The sequence below is a fragment of the Microbispora rosea genome (genome assembly GCF_900156315.1).
In the GTDB taxonomy this organism is placed as follows: Bacteria; Actinomycetota; Actinomycetes; order Streptosporangiales; family Streptosporangiaceae; genus Microbispora; species Microbispora rosea.
In genome coordinates, this window is record NZ_FTNI01000021.1 from 53,522 (window position 1) to 71,822 (window position 18,301).

Sequence of the window (18,301 nt, forward strand, 5' to 3'; positions counted from 1 at the left end):
TGGTAGGAAATTAAGGCTAACGTTCTTCCACTCGGAAGCCTACGGGCAGTCGCGTGCCGATCACACCGTCGGCGCGGGAACGTCCGGGTGACGCGCCCCGGAGACCGGGGCCGGCGGCGGCGCGGACCGGAGTCCGAGCAGTGTCCTGGCGTGGGCGATCGCGGCCGGCGTGTCCGGGAAGACGAGCCCGTCACGGCGGAGGTGATCGGCCACTCCCAGCCCGTCGAGGACCTCGTCGTGGCCCGGCCGGATGCCCGACAGCAGCACGGTGATCCCCTTTCCCTCCAGCCGCGTGATCGCGTCGCCGAGGACGCCCGCGCCGGTGGCGTCGATCGTGGACACCCGCGACATCCGCAGGATGACCACCCGCACGTCGGCGACCTCCGACAGCTCCAGCAGGAAGCGGTGGGCCGCGCCGAAGAACAGCGGGCCGTCGAACCGGTAGGCCACGATGTGCTCGGCCAGCAGGCGCCGTTCCTCGTCGCCGTGGTCGCCGGTCTCCAGCGGGACCTGCTCGATCTGCGCGCTGCGCGCGACGGCCCGCAGGGCGAGCACGATCGCGACGCCGACGCCGACCGCGACCGCGGTGACGAGGTCGAAGGCGACGGTGACGGCGAAGGTGAGGACCATCACCGCGGCGTCGCCCCGCGTGGCGCGGGCGATGGCGCGCAGCGAGCCGACCTCGACCATGCGGACCGTCGTGGCCAGCAGCACGCCGGCCAGCGCGGCCAGCGGGATCCGCCCGACGAGGCCGCTCGCGCCGAACACGATGACGGCCAGCACGACGGCGTGCGCGAGGGCGGCCAGGCGGGACCGCGCGCCCGAGCGGACGTTCACCGCCGTGCGGGCGATCGCGGCGGTGGCGGGGATGCCGCCGAAGAGCGGGGAGACGACGTTCGCCAGGCCCTGCCCGAACAGCTCGCGGTCGGGGTCGTGCCGCTCCCCCACGCTCATGCCGTCGGCGACGGAGGCGCACAGCAGGCTCTCCAGCGCCCCGAGGGCGGCCACGGCGAGGGCCGCGGGGAGAAGCGAGGTGACGGCGCCCGGATCGAGGAAGCTCACCGACGGCGCGGGCAGCCCGGCCGGCAGGGTTCCGATGCGGGCGACGTCCAGCCCGGCGGCCTCGGCCACGACCGTTGCGGCCACGACCGTGAGGAACGAGAACGGCACCGCGGGCCGCCACCGCGCGCCCAGCAGCATGGCCCCGGCGACCACGAGCGCCATCGCGATCGGCACCGGACTCGGGTCTCGCGCGAAGTTCGCCACCGCGTTCCCGGCCGCCTGCCACACCCGCTCCCCCTCGCCGGTCACGCCGAGCGCGGCGGGCACCTGCTGGAGCGCGATGACGACGGCGATGCCCGCCGTGAAGCCCTCGATGACGGGAGTCGGCATGTAGCGGGCGTACCTGCCGACCCGGGCCAGCGCGAGGACGACGAGCACGATCCCGGCGAGCAGGCCGACCGCGAGCACCCCACTCGGGCCGTGGCTGTGCACGATCGGCACGAGGACGACGGTCATGGCCCCGGTGGGGCCCGACACCTGGAGGTTGCTGCCGCCGAAGACCGCGGCGATCGCGCCCGCGACGACGGCGGTCGCCAGGCCCGCCTGCGCGCCCAGTCCTGAGCCGACCCCGAAGGCCAGCGCGAGCGGCAGGGCCACCACCGCGACCGTAAGCCCGGCGATCAGGTCACGGCCCGGGCTGCGGCGGGCCGGTCGCCAGTCGGCGGGCGAGGGCAGCAGCCCCGCGACCCGGCCGTACAACTGCCTGGCCACGCCGGTCACTCGGCCGCCTCCGCCTGGAGCTCGGCCAGCAGCTCGCCCTGGCCGGTGATCATGTCGGTGAGGATCCGCCGGGCCGCCGCGAGCAGGTCCACGATGTCGGGGGTGGCGAGGGAGTAGACCACCGAGCCGCCCTCCCTGACCGCGCTGACGAGGCCGGTACGGCGCAGCACGGCGAGCTGCTGGGACAGGTTCGACGCCTCCACCTCGATCTCGTTGAGTAATTCGCGGACCGGGCGGGGGCCGTCCCGCAGAAGTTCGAGCACGCGGATGCGCACCGGATGTCCCAGGGTGCGGAAGAAGTCGGCCTTGGCCTGGTAGAGCGGGACGGGCATCGGGCTCACTCCGCCTCTCCCCCCGCCGCCTCCGGGCTGATCCCGTGGTCGGCGGCCAGGCGGTTCAGGTTGTCCAGACGGCCCAGGGCGACCTGGACGCCGTGCTCGTCACCGCTCTCCCGCGCCCGCCGTAGCTCCTCTCGCGCCTCCGCGAGCCGGGCGCGCAGCTCCGCCGTGAACTCGTGCATGTCGTCCTCTCCTCCGTCGGCGGAGCCAGCATATTCGCAATATGAAAAATTCTTCAATTCAACAGATCACAGGCGCGTGGCGCGGCCGGAGCCGGGCTCAGGCGGGGCGCGGCGTGAAGGAGCGGTGGTCACGCCGCAGCGGGTGGCCCTCGGGGATCTCGACCAGCACGATCGGCAGCCCGTCGGGATCCTCGATCCACATCTCCATCAGCCCCCACGGCTCCAGCCTGGGCGGCCGGGACACCCGTACCCCGGCCTCCACCAGCCGGTCGTGCTCCCTCTGGACGTCGCGCACCTGCAACCAGATCGCCGCGCCCTCCTGTTCTGCGCCGGAGGCGCGCGGGGAGACCTCGAGGAGCCCCTGCCCCAGGAAGAACACCACCCCAGGGTCCTCGGCCGGCCCGAACTCCCGGCTCACGGCCAGCCCCAGGACGTCGCGGTAGAAGCGGCGGCTCGCGGCCCGGTCGGCCGATCGCAGGAGTATGCGGCTGCTCAGCACTTCCATGTGACGTGCGTGCCCATTCGGGGCATGCGGCTAAAGGATGGATTACGGCAAGCGGCGGCCAAGGCTTCCCGGGCCCTTAGTCCCTCCGTTGTGCGACGGACGTCGGTGCCGCCGGAGGGACGGGGACGGCAGACTGATCGCCGATGCCCTTGACGATCATTGTGGAGGTCCGAATGACCGAAGACACGGCTCCCGCCGGCATGCCGCGCCTGGAGAAGCTCGACCACGAGGAGTGCCTGCGGCTGATCTCGCCGGGCGGCGTGGGCAGGGTCGCCTTCAACAATCCGACCGGGCCCGTGATCCTGCCGGTCAACTACACGATCGAGCAGGGCGCCGTCTTGTTCCGCACCGCTCTCGGCGGCCCGATGGACGCCGACCTGCGTACGGGGATCGAGGGGGCCGACTTCATGGTGGCCTTCGAGGTGGACCACATCGACGAGAGCACGCGGGAGGGCTGGAGCGTGCTCGTGCGCGGCGGGGCCCACCACATCACCGGCGACGTGAACAAGAACGCCGTGGAGTCGTGGCCGGGCGGCGACCGTCCGCTCTACATCCGGATCTCGCCCAACGAGATCAGCGGCCGGCGCATCCGGCACGCGTGATGGAGGCCTGGGTCGTGGCCCGGCCGGGACCGGTCGCGACGCGGCCGCTGGAGCGGGCCGTGCTGCCGGACCCCGTGCCCGGGCCGGGGGAACTGCTGGTCCGCGTCGAGGCGTGCGCGGTCTGCCGCACCGACCTGCACCTCGCCGAGGGCGACCTCCCCCCGAGGCGCCCCCGTACGGTTCCCGGGCACGAGGTCGTGGGACGCGTGGCCCGGCTCGGCCCGGACACGCCGGGGCCGCCGGTCGGCGCCCGCGTCGGGGTGGCCTGGCTGCGCTCGACCTGCGGCCGGTGCCGCTACTGCCTGCGCGGCGCGGAGAACCTGTGCCCGGCGTCCACCTACACGGGCTGGGACGCCGACGGCGGGTACGCGGAACTGCTGACCGCCCCCGCGGCGTACGTCTACCCGCTGCCCGAGGACACCCCGGCCGAGACGCTCGCCCCGCTGCTGTGCGCGGGGATCATCGGCTACCGCGCGCTGGTCCGCGCCGACCTGCCCCCGGGCGGACGGCTCGGCATCTACGGGTTCGGCGCCTCGGCCCATCTGACCGCCCAGGTCGCGATCGCCGAGGGTGCGACCGTGCACGTGATGACGAGGTCGGCGGCGGCCAGGGAGCTCGCGCTCCGGCTGGGCGCGGCCTCCGCGGCGGGCAGCGCCGACCCGCCGCCCGAGCCCCTGGACGCGGCCATCCTGTTCGCCCCGGTCGGCGATCTCGTGCCGGTCGCGCTGGCCGCGCTCGACCGGGGCGGCACCCTCGCGGTGGCGGGGATCCACCTCACCGACATCCCGGTGCTGAACTACCAGCGCCACCTGTTCCAGGAGCGGACGCTGCGCAGCGTCACGGCCAACACCCGCGACGACGGACGGGAGTTCCTGCGGCTGGCGGCCCTCCACCACCCGCGGGTCACGACGACGCCCTATTCCTTCGGCGACGCCGACCAGGCGCTGGCCGACCTGGCGGCCGACCGCGTCGAAGGGGCCGCCGTCCTGCTCATGGACGGGTGACGACGCTCATGGTCTCGGTGCTCCTGGTCTCGGCGCTCATTGGCCCTCCCCGCTCTCCACCGGGCCGGTCCGCCGGGGCGCGCCCGCGGAGACGGCCCGGTCCACGTCGTCCGTCTCGAACGTGATGGAGGAGTCGACGTCCACCACGCCGTCCACCTGCCAGACCTCCTCGATCATGGCGAAGAGCTGTGAACGCCGCGCCACGCCGCCGACGAGGTGGACGATCCCGTCCTCGACGCGTACGGCGCAGCGCCGGGAGTAGCGCGACACCACCTCGACGACGTCGTCGCGGATGTCCTCCGGGGGCCGGCAGAAGGCTCTGATCAGGTCCGACTGTTTGACCAGCCCGGTGATGCGGCCGGTCTCGCCGTCCACGACCGGCAGCTCCTTGATCCTGTTGCGCTGCATCAGACTGGCCGCCCGCCGCAGCGTGGTGTCCTCGGTGACCGTGATCGCGGGGCTGCTCATGATCTGGGCGGCGGTGCGGCCGCTCGCCTTCCTGCGCTCCCTGCGCCGGGACGGCCCCTCGATGATCACATCGCCGGGCCGCCTGTCGAGGTCCTTGAGCAGCAGGTCGCTGTCGCTCACCATGCCGATGACGCGCCGCTCCCCGTCCACGACGGGGACGGCCCCGACATGGAACCGGCACATCGCGGTGACCACGTCGGCGAACGAGGCCGTCGCCTCGACGGCGACGACGAACCTGTTCATGACGTCGCGTACGGTCATCGGCATGGCGGCCTCCCTCGTCTCCCCCAGCCTTCGCCACGACCGGCCGCGGGGGCGACCGGCGAACGTCCTCCCGCGGTGGGACCTATGTCCCGGGCGGTTTGCGGAGACTGCCCGGGGTTTTTCGCGCCGGTTGCGGGTGGCAGAACTGGGGCATCACGCCGACCGGCGGACGGGCCTCAGGGATTTCGCCAGGTGAATACCCCTCGCGGGGGCGGCGGGGTACCAGGAAAAGCGGGGCATCTCGCCGCAGCCATACGAATTCCCCGTCTTGCCACCCAATTCGTGACGCATTGTGGGGCGACCTGTGGCACACTCATATCTGCTGCACGCCACCCCGACGAGCGCCCCAAGGCTCGCGGGACGCAGCGCGAAGGGAAACACCACACGCCACTTGACCCCTCGTGGCGTCCCTGGCTGGCTTCTGGCCGCCAGGGGCCGATCTCTTTCCTGGGAGACCATGGATTGGCTGTTGCCGGCCCTGCCTGGGGCTGGTGACACGACGCGTTGGGTGCGGCCGACGGGCAGCACCCGGCGTGACAACTGAATATTCCGCTGCGTTCATGCGCTGCGCCTACACGCGGGTTACAGGAGACCCGCTTCACCGTAGGTGCGACGTGTGGGCGCTTTTTTATTTTCCGGGAAGGGGAATGCACTTCTGTCCAGCGAAGAGCCGCACCCATCAGGGGTGGACGACAGCAGCGAAGCCCTCGCGGTGGAAGCGGTGCGGGAGGGCGGCCGGACGGTCCGGGACGCGATCGGTACCTGGTCCAAGACCGCCCGGCTGGGCGTGGTGCTCCTGTTCGCAGCAGGAGCCTGCATCATCTACAACGCGGCGACGTCCTCTTCGCAGGAGGACCCGCCGCAGTGCCGCATCGACGTCGTCCTCCCCGCACCCGCCCCGGATGGAGGTGAACGCCTGTCTAGCTGACAAAGTCACCACTGTACGCCTTTTGCCCTGAGTTAGGCCCCGGCTTTCGATCGGAAGCCGGGGCCGCCGCATGTGAACAGCGCCGTTCAGCGGGGCGCGGCAGCTACCAGGGCCGCCTCGGCGGCGGCGTCGAGCGGCGCCGCCATCACCTGGCTGGTGTCCGCCCTGGCGGCCAGTTCGGCGGCGCGGCGGGCGGCGGCCAGCACCTCCCCGGTGCGGGCGCCAGCTCGGGCCGCCAGCGTGGCGGCCGTCCACGGCGTTCGCGCCCTGCCTGATTTCGTGACGCCTTCGCCGCGCGCCTGCGGGGTGGCGGCCAGGCGGTCGCGGACCAGCCCGTGCAGGTTCAGCGCCGCGTCCGTCGCGGCGGGTGGGCGGGCGAGGCGCGGCGCGTGGGCGGTCACTGTGGAGTTATCCCCTGAGCGGCTCACCAGGCGATCTCAAGCCGCGGACAGCCTTGGGCCCCTCCGCCCGATTGAGCGGGAAAAGTTGACATCACTCGTCACCGTCTGACACTCGGGCATGCCGCCGGATAAGCTCAGAGGTGGACTTTTAGTATTTAGTATTTCGACATCCCCGTTGAGGAGTCTTGCTCGGTGGAAGAACGTAGGCCTCGCGAGGGGCCTGTTTCGCCTCGGATTGAGATCGGTGAAGGGCTGTGGGGGTCGCCAGAAGAGGTCACGCAAGCCGCCACCCCTTTGCGGCGACATGATCCGTTCGTGGTCGTTGTGCCCTTGCTAGGCGGAATGGCTAAGCAGGCCGCGATCAGCAAGCTGAGCAGTCTCGGCGTGACGCCGACACTGGTTGAGGAGAACAGCGACACGATCTCCGCCGGCATCGTTATCGGCACGGATCTCGCCAGTGGGCAGTTCATTCGCTCGGGCGAATCGGTGACATTGCGGGTGTCCCTGGGACCAAATTTGTCGCCGTCACCACGACAGATCTCCCCTAGGGCGAAGGACACGCCGGGGCCGACTACGGGGGTGCCCAACATGGTCGGCTTCACTCTGAGGGACGCGAAGGACACGCTCCAGGGTGCCGGTTTCAAGGTCAAGACCGTGGAGCAGCCGAGTGACGCCGTCCCGCAGGGTGCCGTGATCGATCAGGTGCCGCAGTCGCGGGCCGAGCTCACGCCGGGCCCTACGATCACGCTGATCGTCTCCACCGGTCCCCTGGGTAATGTCCCGCCGGGTGGTGATGACATTTTCTAGTGGGCTGGTCGACCAGATCTTCTTCCAGTGCTGCTGGGGCAAGTCGGTGAATGCGGTGATGTCGTAGGCGGGCGGCACCTGCGGCACGCTGGGCTCGTCGGGCAACCAGGTGCCACGTCTGGCGGACCTTCGGCGCCAGGTGCGCGAACCCGGGCCTTCTCGCTGGGGTGGACGGTGACCTCCCCGGTGGTGCAGGCGTCGTCGTCGTGGTGCAGCAGCCGCACCACCGGCACCCGCGCGGCGGGCACCACCACCTCCGGCAGGGTGATCGTGTACTCCTCGCAGTCGTCCTCGGTCTGCACCCACCCCGCCTCGGCCAGCACCTCGTGGGTGACGTCGAACGCCAGCGCGTCGAACAGCAGCCCCTCGATCTCCTGCGTCTCCGGCAGAGTCAGCCGCCACTTGATGTCGGGGTCGTCCCAGTCCCACACCACCTCGGCCGGCTCGCCGATGCGCACCAGGTTCGGGCGCAGGTCGCCGCGCGGTGCACTTGGCCAGGCCGACCGTGACGGTGACCGCGCCCGGGAAGTGCTCCCGCACCAGATGAGCCAGGCCCACCGTGCAGCGGCGCAGGTGCTCGGCGCGGGCGGCGTCCCCGGCCGCCCGCGCTGCTCCACCCACGCGGCCGGTTCCTCATCCGTCACGCGCGGTGTGGTCATAACGTGCACACCTCCCAGGTGGTGACGTCCGCGGCGGCGTGGGCCAGCGTGCCGAGCTGCAGCGGGTTGAACCGGGACGCCACCGCCCCGCCGTACGGCGGCAGCGGCTCGTCGTCGTGGTGGTCGACCTAGCAGCTGCGGGCCGCCTGGTGCAGCTCGGCCAGGCGGCGGCCCCGCTTGCACGCGCACGGCAAGCCCGGCCCCGCCTGCGGGAGGTCCAGGCCTTTGGCGTCGCTGTCGTCCCACTCGGCGGTGCGGACGCGTTCCCCGGCGTCTTCCCGCTGGGCTGAGCTTGGCGCCGGCGTCCCGCCACGCGGTGATCGCTTCGACTTCCTCGCCCAGGTCGAACAGGTCCACGGTGCTGCCCTCCTTCGGGTGTCAGCCGACCGCACCGGCGCGGTTGAACAGGTCGAACAGGTCCAGGCGCTCCCGCAGCGGGTCCAGCCATTCGGCGGCCGGCTCGGCCGGGGGCAGGGCCACGTCGGACACGTCGAACCCGCCGTCTTCCTGGAAGAACAGGCCCGCGTGGAGCATGGCGGCGAGCCGGTAGCCGGGCTGGGCGTCGAGGGCGACGCGCAGCGCCGCGTACGTGCCGGGCAGGTTGCCGTACAGCTGGCAGGCGTGCGCGGCGAGGAACGCGGCGGGGGCGACGAACACCGGCGGCACCCGCACCCCGAACCGGGACCACTGCACCGCCAGGCGGGCGGCGTTCAGGCGGGTGATGCGGGCGGTGGCCACGTCGCGGACCCGGATGATGTGCAGGGCCACGGCCAGGCGGGCGGCGTCGGCGTCGTCCAGGTCGTCGCCGCGGTGCAGGCGGTCGGCCAGGGCGGTGCCGTCGGCGGTCAGCTGTCCGGCCAGGGCGGCCGGGTCGGCGGTGCGGGCCGCCACGTCCGCGCAGTGGGCGCGCAGCGTGTCGGCGTCGATCCTCTTCAACATCACAAGCTCCGTTCTCGGCGGTCAGGCGGTCGGGTGGTCAGGCGGCGGGGCGGGGGATGCCGTCGGCGTCCCGCTCGACCCGCACCAGCCGGTCGGGGTGGTAGGCGTCGGTGCCGCCGTCGGCGCCGGGCCAGCGCACCAGCACGCGGGGGTGCCGATCAGCGAAGACCCGCCAGTACGGTGTGAGTTGTGCAGAATGCCGCGATCCTCACCGTCGACGACGACCCTTCCGTCTCCCGGGCCGTGGCTCGTGACATCCGCCGCCGATACGGCGACCGCTACCGGGTGATCCGAGCCGAGTCCGGCCCCAGCGCGCTCGACGCGCTGCGCGAGATCAAGCTGCGCGGCGAGCAGGTCGCCGTCCTCCTGGCCGATTACCGGATGCCGCAGATGAACGGCATCGAGTTTCTCGAAGCGGCCATGGACGTCTTCCCGCTGGCGCGCAGAGTGCTGCTCACCGCGTACGCCGACACCGACGCGGCCATCAGCGCGATCAACATCGTCGATCTCGACCACTACCTGCTCAAGCCGTGGAACCCGCCGGAGGAGAAGCTCTACCCGGTGCTGGACGCGCTGCTGGAGGCGTGGCTCGCCACCCCCGCGGTGACGATGCCGGAGACCAAGGTCGTGGGTCATCGCTGGTCGGCGCACTCGTTCACGGTGCGCGACTTCCTCGCCCGCAACCTCGTGCCGTACCGCTGGCTGCGGGCCGACGAGTCCGAGGGCGTGCGCCTGCTGACCGCCGCCGGCATGAGCGAGGCGGACGTGCCGGTGGTGATCACCACGGACGGCAAGGCCCTGGCACGGCCCACGGAGGCCGACCTCGCCGCGCACGTCGGCATGGCCACCACCCCCGCCTCGGATGTCTACGACCTCGCCGTGATCGGCGCGGGACCCGCCGGCCTCGGCGCCGCCGTGTACGGCGCGTCCGAGGGGCTGCGCACCCTGCTCGTGGAGCAGCGGGCCACCGGCGGCCAGGCCGGCCAGAGCAGCCGGATCGAAAACTACCTGGGCTTCCCCGACGGGGTCTCCGGCGCCCAGCTCACCGACCGCGCCCGCAGACAGGCGCTGAAGTTCAACACCGAACTGCTCACCACCCGGGAGGTCGTCGGCCTCGAACGGAGCGGCTCGGCCACCCTGCTGCACTTCGGCGACGGCACCGCCGTGACGGCGCACACGGTCGTGCTGGCGACCGGCGTGTCCTACCGGCTCCTGGACGCGCCCGGCCTGGCCGACCTGACCGGCCGGGGCGTCTTCTACGGCGCGGCCGCCACCGAGGCCCCGAGCTGCGCCGGAGAAGAGGTCTACATCGTCGGCGGGGCGAACTCGGCCGGGCAGGCGGCGGTGTACTTCTCCCGCTATGCCAGCAAGGTGCACGTCCTCATCCGGGGAGAGGACCTCACCCGGTCGATGTCGCGGTATTTGATCGATCAGATCGAGGCCATTCCCTCGATCGAGGTCCATCCGCGTACGCAGGTGGTCGGCGGCGAGGGCCGCGACCACCTGGAGCGCCTGGTCCTGTGCGACGGAAGGACCGGCCGGACGACCGCCGTGCCGGCGTCGTGGCTGTTCGTCTTCATCGGGGCGGAGCCGCGCACCGACTGGCTCGGCGACGTGGTCGCCCGCGACGGAGGCGGCTACGTGCTGACCGGCTCCGACCTGCTCGCCGACGGCCGCCGCCCGGCCGGGTGGGCACTGTCCAGGGACCCCTATCACCTGGAGTCGAGCATGCCCGGCGTCTTCGCGGCGGGCGACGTGCGGGCCGGGTCGGTCAAGCGCGTCGCCTCAGCCGTGGGCGAGGGCGCCATGGCGGTCTCGCTCGTCCACCGTTATCTGGAGGCTCCATGACCGACCATCCCCATGAGCCGACGCTGCCCCCCGACGAGCTGCGCACGCTGTTCCTGTTCGAGTCGCTGAACGACGCGCAGCTCGCCCGGCTGTCGGAGGCGGGCCGGGTGGAGCGACGGCTCGCCGGAACCCGCGTCTACGAGGAGGGCGACCCCGCCACCTGTTTCTTCGTGCTGCTGAGCGGCACGGTCGCGATGAGCAGGCGGGTGCAGGGCGACGACGTCGAGGTGAGCCGCACCGGCCAGCGCGGCGTGTACGGCGGCGCCACGCAGGCGTACATCACCGGCGAGTTCTCCCAGCTCTACATGAACACGCTGACCGCGGTCACCGAGGCCGAGTTCTTCGTGGTGCCGGCCGAGGTGATCGCCACGTGCGTGCGCGAGTGGTTCCCGATGGCGATGCACCTGCTGGAGGGGTTGTTCCTCGGCATGCGCGCCACCCAGACGATCGTCGGCGAACGGGAGCGGCTGCTCGCGCTCGGCTCGCTGTCGGCCGGCCTGACGCACGAGCTGAACAACCCGGCGGCCGCCGCCGTACGGGCGACGTCGGCGCTGCGCGAGCGGGTGGCGGGCATGCGGCACAAGCTCGCGATGATCGCCGACGGGCGGCTGGACGGCAGCCAGCTGCACGACCTCGTGGAGCTCCAGGAGGACGCGGTCAAGCGGTCGGCCTCCGCCCCCGACCTGACGCCGCTGGCGCGCTCCGACGCCGAGGACGCGGTCGCCGACTGGCTGGACGACCACGACATCGTCGGCGGCTGGGAACTCGCGGCGACGCTGGTGGCCGGCGGCCTCGACGCGTGCTGGCTCGACCAGATCGCCGGGGCGGTGGGCGAGGAGAACCTGGAGTCCGCGGTCCGATGGCTCACCTACACGGTGGACACCGAGCTGCTGATGTGCGAGATCGACGACGCGGTCAACCGGATCTCCGGCCTGGTCGCCGCCGCCAAGCAGTACTCCCAGCTCGACCGCGCCCCCCACCAGACGGTCGACGTGCACGACCTGCTCGACGCCACGCTGACGATGATGCAGGGCAAGATGCCCGCGGGCGTCCGCACGGTCAAGGAGTACGACCGGTCGCTGCCACCCATCCCCGCGTACGCGGCCGAGCTGAACCAGGTGTGGACCAACCTCATCGACAACGCGCTCGGCGCGATGGACGGCACGGGCACGCTGACCCTCCGCACCCGGCGAAAGGACGGCCACGTGATCGTCGAGGTCGGCGACACCGGCACCGGCATCCCGCCCGAGGTCCGTCCCCGCATCTTCGAGCCGTTCTTTACCACCAAGCCCGTCGGCGAGGGCACCGGCCTGGGCCTGGACATCTCCTATCGGATAGTGGTCAACAAGCACCACGGGGACATCCGGGTGGATTCACGTCCCGGCGACACCCGGTTCCGGGTCTACCTTCCCGTGGACCAGGCGGCCCCGGAGGCCGTTCGATAAAGCCGCCTGTACGGCCTGGCCGTACAGTGTGGACATGGGCATGGTCAGCACCGTGGGTCTCGTCCTGCACCCGCAACGCGACTCCAAAGAGGCGATCGACACGATCGTCGAGTGGGCGCGCAAGCGAGACTGCACGGTGCTGGGACTGCCCGACGAGGTCGGGCGCATCGACTGCAGTGCCATCGCGGTGGACGCCCAGACCCTGGTGAGGCGGGCCGACCTCCTCGTCAGCCTCGGCGGCGACGGCACGATGCTGCGCACGATGCGCCTGATCGCCGGGCGGCCGACCCCCGTCCTCGGGGTCAACCTCGGACGGCTCGGCTTCCTCGCGGAGATCGACGTGGACGAGCTGGCGCCCGCGCTGTCCGCGATCGACGAGCACAGATACACGGTCGAGCCGCGCATGGCGGTCCGGGCGACCAGCCACGACGGCCGGATGGTGACCGCGTTCAACGACATCGCCCTCGTCCGCATCCCCGGCGACGGGCTCGCCGCCGTGTCCGTCTCGGTCTACGGCGAGCCGTTCGTCCGCTTCGCCGCCGACGCCGTGATCGTCTCCACGGCCACGGGGTCCACGGCGTACAACTTCTCGGCGGGCGGCCCGATCGTCTCCCCCACGGTCGAGGGCTTCCTCGTCGTCCCGGCCGCCGCCCACTCGGCGTTCAACCGGGCGCTGGTCCTGTCGGCCGACGAGGAGGTGACGCTCGACGTGCTCCCGACCAGCGGCCAGCTCGCGCTGGAGGTCGACGGCACCATCGGCGGTCACCTGTGTCCCGGCGACCGGCTCACGATCACCGCGCTGCGCGCCGCCGCCCGCGTGGTGCGGCTCGGCACGACGACCTTCTACGAGCGGGCCCGCCGCAAGCTCCGCGTGAACGGCAGCGCCGAGGTCGACTGAGGAGTTCCGGCGCCGCCTGAACCCGCCCTCGGGTCAGGCGGGCACCGCGCCGAAGAGAGGGCCGGCGAGAGGGCTACAGCAGGTTCTCGATCTCGGCCGTCTCCTCGGCGGTGAGCGCCGGTGCGTCCAGGGCCGCCACGTTCTGCTCGAGCTGCCCGACCGAGCTCGCCCCGATCAGCACGGACGTGACCCTCCGGTCGCGCAGGATCCACGCCAGCGCGAGCTGCGCGAGTGACTGGCCGCGCTCCTGGGCGATCTTGTCGAGGCCGCGCAGGGTCTCCAGCAGATCGGGGGTGAGCCGGTCGCGCTTCAGGAAGTGGCCGATCGCCATCCGGGAGTCGGCCGGCACCTCGCCGCCGAGGTAGCGACCGGTGAGCAGGCCCTGCGCGAGCGGCGAGTAGGCGATGCACCCCGCCCCGGCCCGCTCCAGCACGTTCAGCAGGCCGTCCTCCTCCACCCAGCGGTCCAGCATGGAGTAACGCGGCTGGTGGATCAGGAGCGGCGTGCCCAGCTCGCGCAGCACGGCGGCGGCCCGCTCGGTCTGCTCGGCCGAATAGTTCGAGATGCCCACGTAGAGCGCCTTACCGGAGCGCACCGCCGTGTCGAGGGCGCCCATCGTCTCCTCGATCGGAGTGTCCGGGTCGGGCCGGTGGGAGTAGAAGACGTCGACGTAGTCGAGGCCCATCCGGCTCAGCGACCGGTCGAGGCTCGCCAGCAGATACTTGCGCGACCCCCACTCGCCGTACGGCCCGGGCCACATGTCGTAACCCGCCTTCGTCGAGATGAACAACTCGTCGCGGTAGGGCCGGAAGTCCGCGCGCAGGTGGTGGCCGAAGTTCTCCTCCGCCGAGCCGTACGGCGGGCCGTAGTTGTTGGCCAGGTCGAAGTGGGTGATGCCGAGGTCGAAGGCCCGGCGCAGGACGGCGCGCTGCACGTCGAGCGGGTGGCCGTCGCCGAAGTTGTGCCACAGCCCGAGGGAGATCTCGGGGAGCAGCACGCCACTCCTTCCGCTGCGCCGATACCGCATGTCGTCGTATCGAGCGGGGGCGGGGACGTAGGGGTGCGGGATCATCCGTGGCCTTTCTTGCGCGACTGGGCCGGTCCTTTGCCGCGGCCTTACTCAAGGACTACCAGCAAACCGCACATGCCTACGGTCCGCCCACCCGCCTCCGCCCGGTGCGCGCTCGGGCGCTCAGCGCACGCCTCGCGGACGGAACTGGACGCTGATGCGGGCGCCGGTCACCTTGGCCGACTTGGGGATCGCGTGCTCCCAGGTGCGCTGGCAGCTCCCGCCCATGACGATGAGGTCGCCGTGGCCCAGCTCATGCCGCAGCGCCGGGCCTCCCCCGCCGCGGGGGCGCAGCAGCAGCGGGCGCGGGGTGCCGACCGACACGATCGCGACCATCGTGTCGTGCGTGCTCCCCCGCCCGATGGTGTCGCCGTGCCAGGCGACGCTGTCCCTGCCGTCGCGGTAGAGGCACATCCCGGCCGTGCGGAACGGCTCGCCGAGCTCCTCCTCGTAGTGGGCGTTGAGCGCGTCCTTCGCCCGGGCCAGCACGGGGTCGGGAAGCTCCTCGTCCTCGTCGTAGAACTTCAGCAGGCGCGGCACGTCCACGACCCGGTCGTACATGTGCCTGCGCTCGGCGTGCCAGGGCACCGTCCCAAGCAGGCGGTCGAAGAGCGCGTCGGCCCCCTCGATCCAGTGCGGCCGCACGTCGATCCAGGCGCCGCGCTCCAGGGATGTGCGCCGCACCGACGAACCGAGCGGGCCGACGCGGACATCCTCAGCCCAGTCCAGTAGCGAAGCCTGAAAAGCCGTCATGCGGCCATCATATTAGAACATCTATTCGATCATGTTCTACTCCGCCGTCTGTCCGGATGGCCGGCCGAGCTCGTCACCGCACGTCGAGGGTGAGGCCCGGCGGCAGCCCTGTGACGGTGGCGTGGCCCGCCGCGTCCACGGCGACGCTCACCTCCGCGCCCGCCACCCGCAGCCCACGGGCCGACAGTGCGCCGAGGGGCGCCCCGGCCATGGGCCGCAGCAGCACCCGCCCCGCCGGAACGTCGGGATACAGGCCCAGCGCCGCGTGCGCGATCGCCACCGCCGCGGCGGCCGACCACGCCTGGGGACGGCAGGCCGCCGGGTAGGGCATGGGCCTGCCGACGCCCGGGTGCGGGCCGGCGCCGTCCCCGGCGTACAGCTCGGGCAACCGGTAGCCGAACGCCTCCCCGGCGGCGAGCAGCCCTTCGGCGAGCCCGGCCGCCTGCCCGGCGAACCCGGCCCTGGCCAGTCCGCCGAGCACGATCGCGGTGTCGTGCGCCCAGATCGAGCCGCAGTGGTAGGACAGCGGGCTGAAGCCGGCGTCGCCGGACGACATCGTGCGCAGCCCGTAGCCGCCGCTCATCATCGGAGCGGCCAGCAGCCTCGCGACCTGGGCCGACTCCGCCTCCGACAGCAGGCCGGTGCCGAGCAGGTGGCCGATGTTGCTGGTCAGCGCGTCCACCGGCCGCTTGTCGGTGTCGAGCGCGAGCGCGGGGAAGCGTCCGTGCGGGCCGTCCACCCAGAACCGGGCGCGGAACCGCTCGGCCAGCGCGTCGGCGTGCGCGTTCCATCGCTCGGCGCCGGGGCGGCCGAACGCGTCGAGCAGCGCCGCCGCGTTCCTGGCCGCCTCGTACGCGTAGCCCTGCACCTCGACGAGCGCGATCGGCGGCTTGGCCTGGCTCCCGTCGTGGAACCGGATGGAGTCGCCGGAGTCCTTCCAGCCCTGGTTGGCCAGGCCGCGGTCGGAGGTGTCGATGTACTCCACGAACCCGTCGCCGTCGGGGTCGGCGTAGTCCGCGAGCCAGCCGAGCGCGGCCTCCATGTGCGGCAGCAGCGCCGCCACCTCGCGCTCGGGCATCCCCCACCGCCAGGCGTCGTGCAGGAGGCTGATCCACAGGGGGGTGGCGTCGATCGTGCCGTAGTAGGCCGCGGGCAGCCGCAGGCCGTTGCCCTCGACGGTGAACTCGCGCCGCCGCAACTCGTGCATGATCTTCCCAGGCGCCTCGCCCGAGGCCGGGTCCAACCGCCTGCCCTGCCGCCGGGCGAGCACCCGCAGCGTCCCCGCGGCGAGGTCGGTGCCGAGCGGCAGCAGCATCCGGGCGGCCCACAGGCTGTCGCGCCCGAAGAGCGTGAGGAACCACGGCACCCCCGCGCCGAGGAAGGTGTCCTCGGGAGCGCCGGTCTCCGCGAGCCGCAGTGACCGCAGGTCCTCCAGCGACTGGTGCAGCAGCCGGGTCAGCCGCCGGTCGGCGGCGGTGACCTCGGGCTTGCTCCACTCCAGCGTCCTGGCCGGCGCGACGACGACGGCGGCGGGGTCGTCCACGACGACCTCCCAGCGCAGCGTCGCGGTCCCGCCCGGGGGCAGGAACAGGTCCCAGCGCAACCGGGCGCCGCCGCCGGTCTCCGCGCGGGCGTCCTCGCCCACGGCCGTGACCCGGATGCCGCCGCTCCGCCACGACAGGCCGCCGGAACCCGGATCGGGACCGCCGGGCTCGGCCGGGACGGTGTCGCCGCCCGACTTGACCACCTCGATCGGTGCGAAGTCGCAGCTCAGCTCGACGGTGACCGATGCGGTCACGGCCACAGAGGCGGTTGAGATGATCTCCACGTGCTCGCTCATGCCGCGCGCGCCGACCACGCGGACGCGTTCGAGCCGCACGGTGGGGTCGGGGTGCGGGTCGCCGAGCCAGCGGGCGAGCGAGACGAACCGGGTGCGCCCGGCCTCCTCGTGGACGTGGCCGATGGCCTCGGGCTCGCGGCCGTTCACGAGCAGCGTCGCCTGCGACAGCGCCCGATGGTCGGCGTGGAAGAGCCCCTGGACGCCGAAGGGGCGGATCTGGCCGTCAGCGCCGCTCAGCGCTCCGGTCGGCGCCATGACGGTGCTGACCAGCTCGTGCAGTGGCGGTTGCAGGCGGTACGCCGCGCCGGCGGCGAACTCGCCGCCCGGACCGGGCGTGGCTCCGACGAGCACCGATGGGCCCTCCTGGATCGAATCGTCCCGGCCTTGACCTTGACATGTGGTCGCCGGGGGTGCACATTGCGAAACATTCAGTTTATTTTGATCGATCTAATCATGCCTTACTCCTCCTTGAACGTTCAAACCCCCAGAAGGGCGGATCATGACCGAAAAGGTGACAATCGCCGACGTGGCCCGGCTCGCCGGCGTATCACGCCAGACGGTCTCGAACGCCCTGAACAGCCCGGACGTCGTCCGCGAGGAGACCAGGCAGCGGGTGCTGCGGGCGGTCGAGGAACTCGGCTACCGGGTCAACCAGGCCGCCCGCCAGATGCGTACGGGCCGGTCCCGGCTGATCGCCATCCGGATCGAGCCCGACCGCGACGGCATCAACGGCTCGGTGCTCGACCGCTTCCTGCACGGCCTGACCGAGTCGGCCGCGCGGTCCGGCTACCGGGTGCTGCTCTACACGGCGGACGACGACCAGGCCGAGGTCGACACGTTCGAGGACCTGCTCGGCGCGTACGAGCCGGACGCGTTCGTGCTGACCAGCACCCACCACGGCGACCTGCGCACCGCCTGGCTGCTGGACCACAAGGTGCCGTTCGTCACCTTCGGACGCCCCTGGAGCGCGGACTCCGCGAGTGCTTCGCATGCGTGGGTGGACGTGGACGGAGCGGCCGGCACGGCCGCGGCCACCCGTCACCTGCTCGACGCGGGCCATCGCGTGATCGGCTTCCTCGGCTGGCCGTCCGGCTCCGGGGTCGGCGACGACCGCCGCGAGGGCTGGGCGCGCACGCTCGCCGCGGCGGGCGTCGACCCCGCCGGCCTGAGCCGGGCCACCAGCGACGGGGTGGCCGACGGCGAGAAGGCCGCCCACGACCTGCTGCGGTCGGACCTCGGGGTGACCGCGCTCGTCTGCGTCAGCGACTCGCTCGCGCTCGGCGCGCTGCACGCCGCCCGCTCCCCCGGCCTCGCCTGGCAGCCCGGCAGGGGGCCCGGGGGCGGCGCGGCGGAACGGCCGGTCGCGGTGATCGGCTTCGACGACACGCCGGTGGCCAAGGCCGTCGGCCTGACCAGCCTGAGCCAGCCGCTGGCGCAGGCCGCCGCGCACTGCGTGGCGCTCCTCACCACACTCCTCGACGGCCAGGCGGACCCCGGCGAACCGCCGGCGAACGTGCTGCTCGAACCCTCGCTGGTCGTCCGCCAGTCGGCGTGAACCGGCGCGTCCTT

Annotated in this window: 20 protein-coding genes; 9 read left to right on the plus strand and 11 right to left on the minus strand. The window is 72.3% G+C overall.

The window, feature by feature from the left end:
- Positions 1-60: 60 nt before the first annotated feature.
- The 4 genes from BXA11_RS26605 to BXA11_RS26620 form a co-directional block, all read right to left on the minus strand.
- Positions 61-1,782: a SulP family inorganic anion transporter gene (locus BXA11_RS26605; protein WP_076438887.1), complete on the minus strand. Its 1,722-nt coding sequence runs from the start codon at positions 1,780-1,782 to the stop codon at positions 61-63.
- Entirely contained in the window at positions 1,779-2,114 is a 336-nt protein-coding gene (locus BXA11_RS26610) for an ArsR/SmtB family transcription factor (RefSeq protein ID WP_030505919.1), read from the minus strand. The genes BXA11_RS26605 and BXA11_RS26610 overlap by 4 nt, the downstream gene beginning before the upstream one ends.
- Positions 2,115-2,119: 5 nt before the next feature.
- The gene (locus tag BXA11_RS26615) at positions 2,120-2,302 is read right to left on the minus strand and encodes a hypothetical protein (RefSeq protein ID WP_030505920.1); all 183 of its coding nucleotides are present in this window, start codon (positions 2,300-2,302) and stop codon (positions 2,120-2,122) included.
- Between the two features lie 97 nt (positions 2,303-2,399).
- On the minus strand, positions 2,400-2,807 hold the full coding sequence (locus BXA11_RS26620) for a VOC family protein (RefSeq protein ID WP_076438889.1): 408 nt from the start codon (positions 2,805-2,807) through the stop codon (positions 2,400-2,402).
- 173 nt (positions 2,808-2,980) lie between these two features.
- Between BXA11_RS26620 and BXA11_RS26625 the strand changes: the two genes are divergently transcribed.
- Positions 2,981-3,409, plus strand: coding sequence for a pyridoxamine 5'-phosphate oxidase family protein (locus BXA11_RS26625; protein ID WP_076438890.1), 429 nt, complete (start codon positions 2,981-2,983; stop codon positions 3,407-3,409).
- Positions 3,409-4,413, plus strand: a complete 1,005-nt coding sequence (locus tag BXA11_RS26630; RefSeq protein ID WP_076438892.1) for a zinc-binding alcohol dehydrogenase family protein — start codon at positions 3,409-3,411, stop codon at positions 4,411-4,413. Before BXA11_RS26625 ends, BXA11_RS26630 begins: the two co-directional genes overlap by 1 nt.
- 36 nt (positions 4,414-4,449) lie before the next feature.
- Here the strand turns inward: BXA11_RS26630 and BXA11_RS26635 are convergent, their stop codons facing one another.
- Positions 4,450-5,148 carry a CBS domain-containing protein gene (locus BXA11_RS26635; protein ID WP_076438894.1) on the minus strand — a complete coding sequence of 233 codons (699 nt, stop codon included), beginning with the start codon at positions 5,146-5,148 and terminating at the stop codon, positions 4,450-4,452.
- 682 nt (positions 5,149-5,830) lie between these two features.
- Between BXA11_RS26635 and BXA11_RS26640 the strand changes: the two genes are divergently transcribed.
- Entirely contained in the window at positions 5,831-6,073 is a 243-nt protein-coding gene (locus tag BXA11_RS26640) for a hypothetical protein (RefSeq protein WP_076438896.1), read from the plus strand.
- Between the two features lie 86 nt (positions 6,074-6,159).
- Here BXA11_RS26640 and BXA11_RS26645 read toward each other — a convergent pair whose 3' ends face one another.
- Entirely contained in the window at positions 6,160-6,474 is a 315-nt protein-coding gene (locus BXA11_RS26645) for a hypothetical protein (protein ID WP_076438897.1), read from the minus strand.
- A 315-nt stretch (positions 6,475-6,789) separates the two neighbouring features.
- Between BXA11_RS26645 and BXA11_RS26650 the strand changes: the two genes are divergently transcribed.
- On the plus strand, positions 6,790-7,281 hold the full coding sequence (locus tag BXA11_RS26650; RefSeq protein ID WP_143734533.1) for a PASTA domain-containing protein: 492 nt from the start codon (positions 6,790-6,792) through the stop codon (positions 7,279-7,281).
- On the opposite strand, the gene BXA11_RS26655 is transcribed toward BXA11_RS26650, so the two are convergent.
- Entirely contained in the window at positions 7,278-7,940 is a 663-nt protein-coding gene (locus tag BXA11_RS26655) for a hypothetical protein (RefSeq protein WP_143734534.1), read from the minus strand. The genes BXA11_RS26650 and BXA11_RS26655 overlap by 4 nt on opposite strands.
- Before the next feature lie 38 nt (positions 7,941-7,978).
- On the opposite strand from BXA11_RS26655, the gene BXA11_RS42420 reads away from it, so the two are divergent.
- Positions 7,979-8,230, plus strand: a complete 252-nt coding sequence (locus BXA11_RS42420; RefSeq protein ID WP_143734535.1) for a hypothetical protein — start codon at positions 7,979-7,981, stop codon at positions 8,228-8,230.
- An 88-nt stretch (positions 8,231-8,318) separates the two neighbouring features.
- On the opposite strand, the gene BXA11_RS26660 is transcribed toward BXA11_RS42420, so the two are convergent.
- Positions 8,319-8,879 carry a DUF4192 family protein gene (locus BXA11_RS26660; RefSeq protein WP_076438903.1) on the minus strand — a complete coding sequence of 187 codons (561 nt, stop codon included), beginning with the start codon at positions 8,877-8,879 and terminating at the stop codon, positions 8,319-8,321.
- A gap of 189 nt (positions 8,880-9,068) precedes the next feature.
- On the opposite strand from BXA11_RS26660, the gene BXA11_RS26665 reads away from it, so the two are divergent.
- From BXA11_RS26665 to BXA11_RS26675, 3 genes are read left to right on the plus strand one after another with little or no spacing between them, the layout of a single operon-like run.
- Positions 9,069-10,727 (plus strand): NAD(P)/FAD-dependent oxidoreductase, encoded by a 1,659-nt coding sequence (locus tag BXA11_RS26665; RefSeq protein ID WP_076438904.1) that lies wholly within the window; start codon positions 9,069-9,071, stop codon positions 10,725-10,727.
- Positions 10,724-12,172, plus strand: a complete 1,449-nt coding sequence (locus BXA11_RS26670) for an ATP-binding protein (protein WP_076438906.1) — start codon at positions 10,724-10,726, stop codon at positions 12,170-12,172. The genes BXA11_RS26665 and BXA11_RS26670 overlap by 4 nt, the downstream gene beginning before the upstream one ends.
- 34 nt (positions 12,173-12,206) lie before the next feature.
- A complete protein-coding gene (locus BXA11_RS26675; protein WP_030505927.1) occupies positions 12,207-13,070 on the plus strand; it encodes an NAD(+)/NADH kinase in 864 nt (287 codons plus the stop codon).
- 73 nt (positions 13,071-13,143) lie between these two features.
- On the opposite strand, the gene mgrA is transcribed toward BXA11_RS26675, so the two are convergent.
- From mgrA to BXA11_RS26690, 3 genes are all read right to left on the minus strand, one after another.
- Positions 13,144-14,142 carry an L-glyceraldehyde 3-phosphate reductase gene (gene mgrA / locus BXA11_RS26680; protein WP_076438908.1) on the minus strand — a complete coding sequence of 333 codons (999 nt, stop codon included), beginning with the start codon at positions 14,140-14,142 and terminating at the stop codon, positions 13,144-13,146.
- 120 nt (positions 14,143-14,262) lie between these two features.
- Entirely contained in the window at positions 14,263-14,892 is a 630-nt protein-coding gene (locus BXA11_RS26685) for an alpha-ketoglutarate-dependent dioxygenase AlkB (protein WP_076438910.1), read from the minus strand.
- A gap of 73 nt (positions 14,893-14,965) precedes the next feature.
- Positions 14,966-17,083, minus strand: coding sequence for an amylo-alpha-1,6-glucosidase (locus BXA11_RS26690; protein ID WP_076438911.1), 2,118 nt, complete (start codon positions 17,081-17,083; stop codon positions 14,966-14,968).
- Between the two features lie 148 nt (positions 17,084-17,231).
- Between BXA11_RS26690 and BXA11_RS26695 the strand changes: the two genes are divergently transcribed.
- The gene (locus tag BXA11_RS26695) at positions 17,232-18,287 is read left to right on the plus strand and encodes a LacI family DNA-binding transcriptional regulator (protein WP_076438914.1); all 1,056 of its coding nucleotides are present in this window, start codon (positions 17,232-17,234) and stop codon (positions 18,285-18,287) included.
- The last annotated feature ends 14 nt before the right edge of the window (positions 18,288-18,301 follow it).

Excerpts from the sequence above, each read along its gene's own strand:
- BXA11_RS26610 (WP_030505919.1), bottom strand. The coding sequence starts at position 2,114 with ATGCCCGTCCCGCTCTACCAGGCCAAGGCCGACTTCTTCCGCACCCTG.
- BXA11_RS26675 (WP_030505927.1), top strand. The coding sequence starts at position 12,207 with ATGGGCATGGTCAGCACCGTGGGTCTCGTCCTGCACCCGCAACGCGAC.
- BXA11_RS26625 (WP_076438890.1), top strand. The coding sequence starts at position 2,981 with ATGACCGAAGACACGGCTCCCGCCGGCATGCCGCGCCTGGAGAAGCTC.
- BXA11_RS26660 (WP_076438903.1), bottom strand. The coding sequence starts at position 8,879 with ATGTTGAAGAGGATCGACGCCGACACGCTGCGCGCCCACTGCGCGGAC.
- BXA11_RS26615 (WP_030505920.1), bottom strand. The coding sequence starts at position 2,302 with ATGCACGAGTTCACGGCGGAGCTGCGCGCCCGGCTCGCGGAGGCGCGA.
- mgrA (WP_076438908.1), bottom strand. The coding sequence starts at position 14,142 with ATGATCCCGCACCCCTACGTCCCCGCCCCCGCTCGATACGACGACATG.
- BXA11_RS26630 (WP_076438892.1), top strand. The coding sequence starts at position 3,409 with ATGGAGGCCTGGGTCGTGGCCCGGCCGGGACCGGTCGCGACGCGGCCG.
- BXA11_RS26635 (WP_076438894.1), bottom strand. The coding sequence starts at position 5,148 with ATGCCGATGACCGTACGCGACGTCATGAACAGGTTCGTCGTCGCCGTC.
- BXA11_RS26695 (WP_076438914.1), top strand. The coding sequence starts at position 17,232 with ATGACCGAAAAGGTGACAATCGCCGACGTGGCCCGGCTCGCCGGCGTA.
- BXA11_RS26685 (WP_076438910.1), bottom strand. The coding sequence starts at position 14,892 with ATGACGGCTTTTCAGGCTTCGCTACTGGACTGGGCTGAGGATGTCCGC.
- BXA11_RS26655 (WP_143734534.1), bottom strand. The coding sequence starts at position 7,940 with ATGACCACACCGCGCGTGACGGATGAGGAACCGGCCGCGTGGGTGGAG.
- BXA11_RS26670 (WP_076438906.1), top strand. The coding sequence starts at position 10,724 with ATGACCGACCATCCCCATGAGCCGACGCTGCCCCCCGACGAGCTGCGC.
- BXA11_RS26620 (WP_076438889.1), bottom strand. The coding sequence starts at position 2,807 with ATGGAAGTGCTGAGCAGCCGCATACTCCTGCGATCGGCCGACCGGGCC.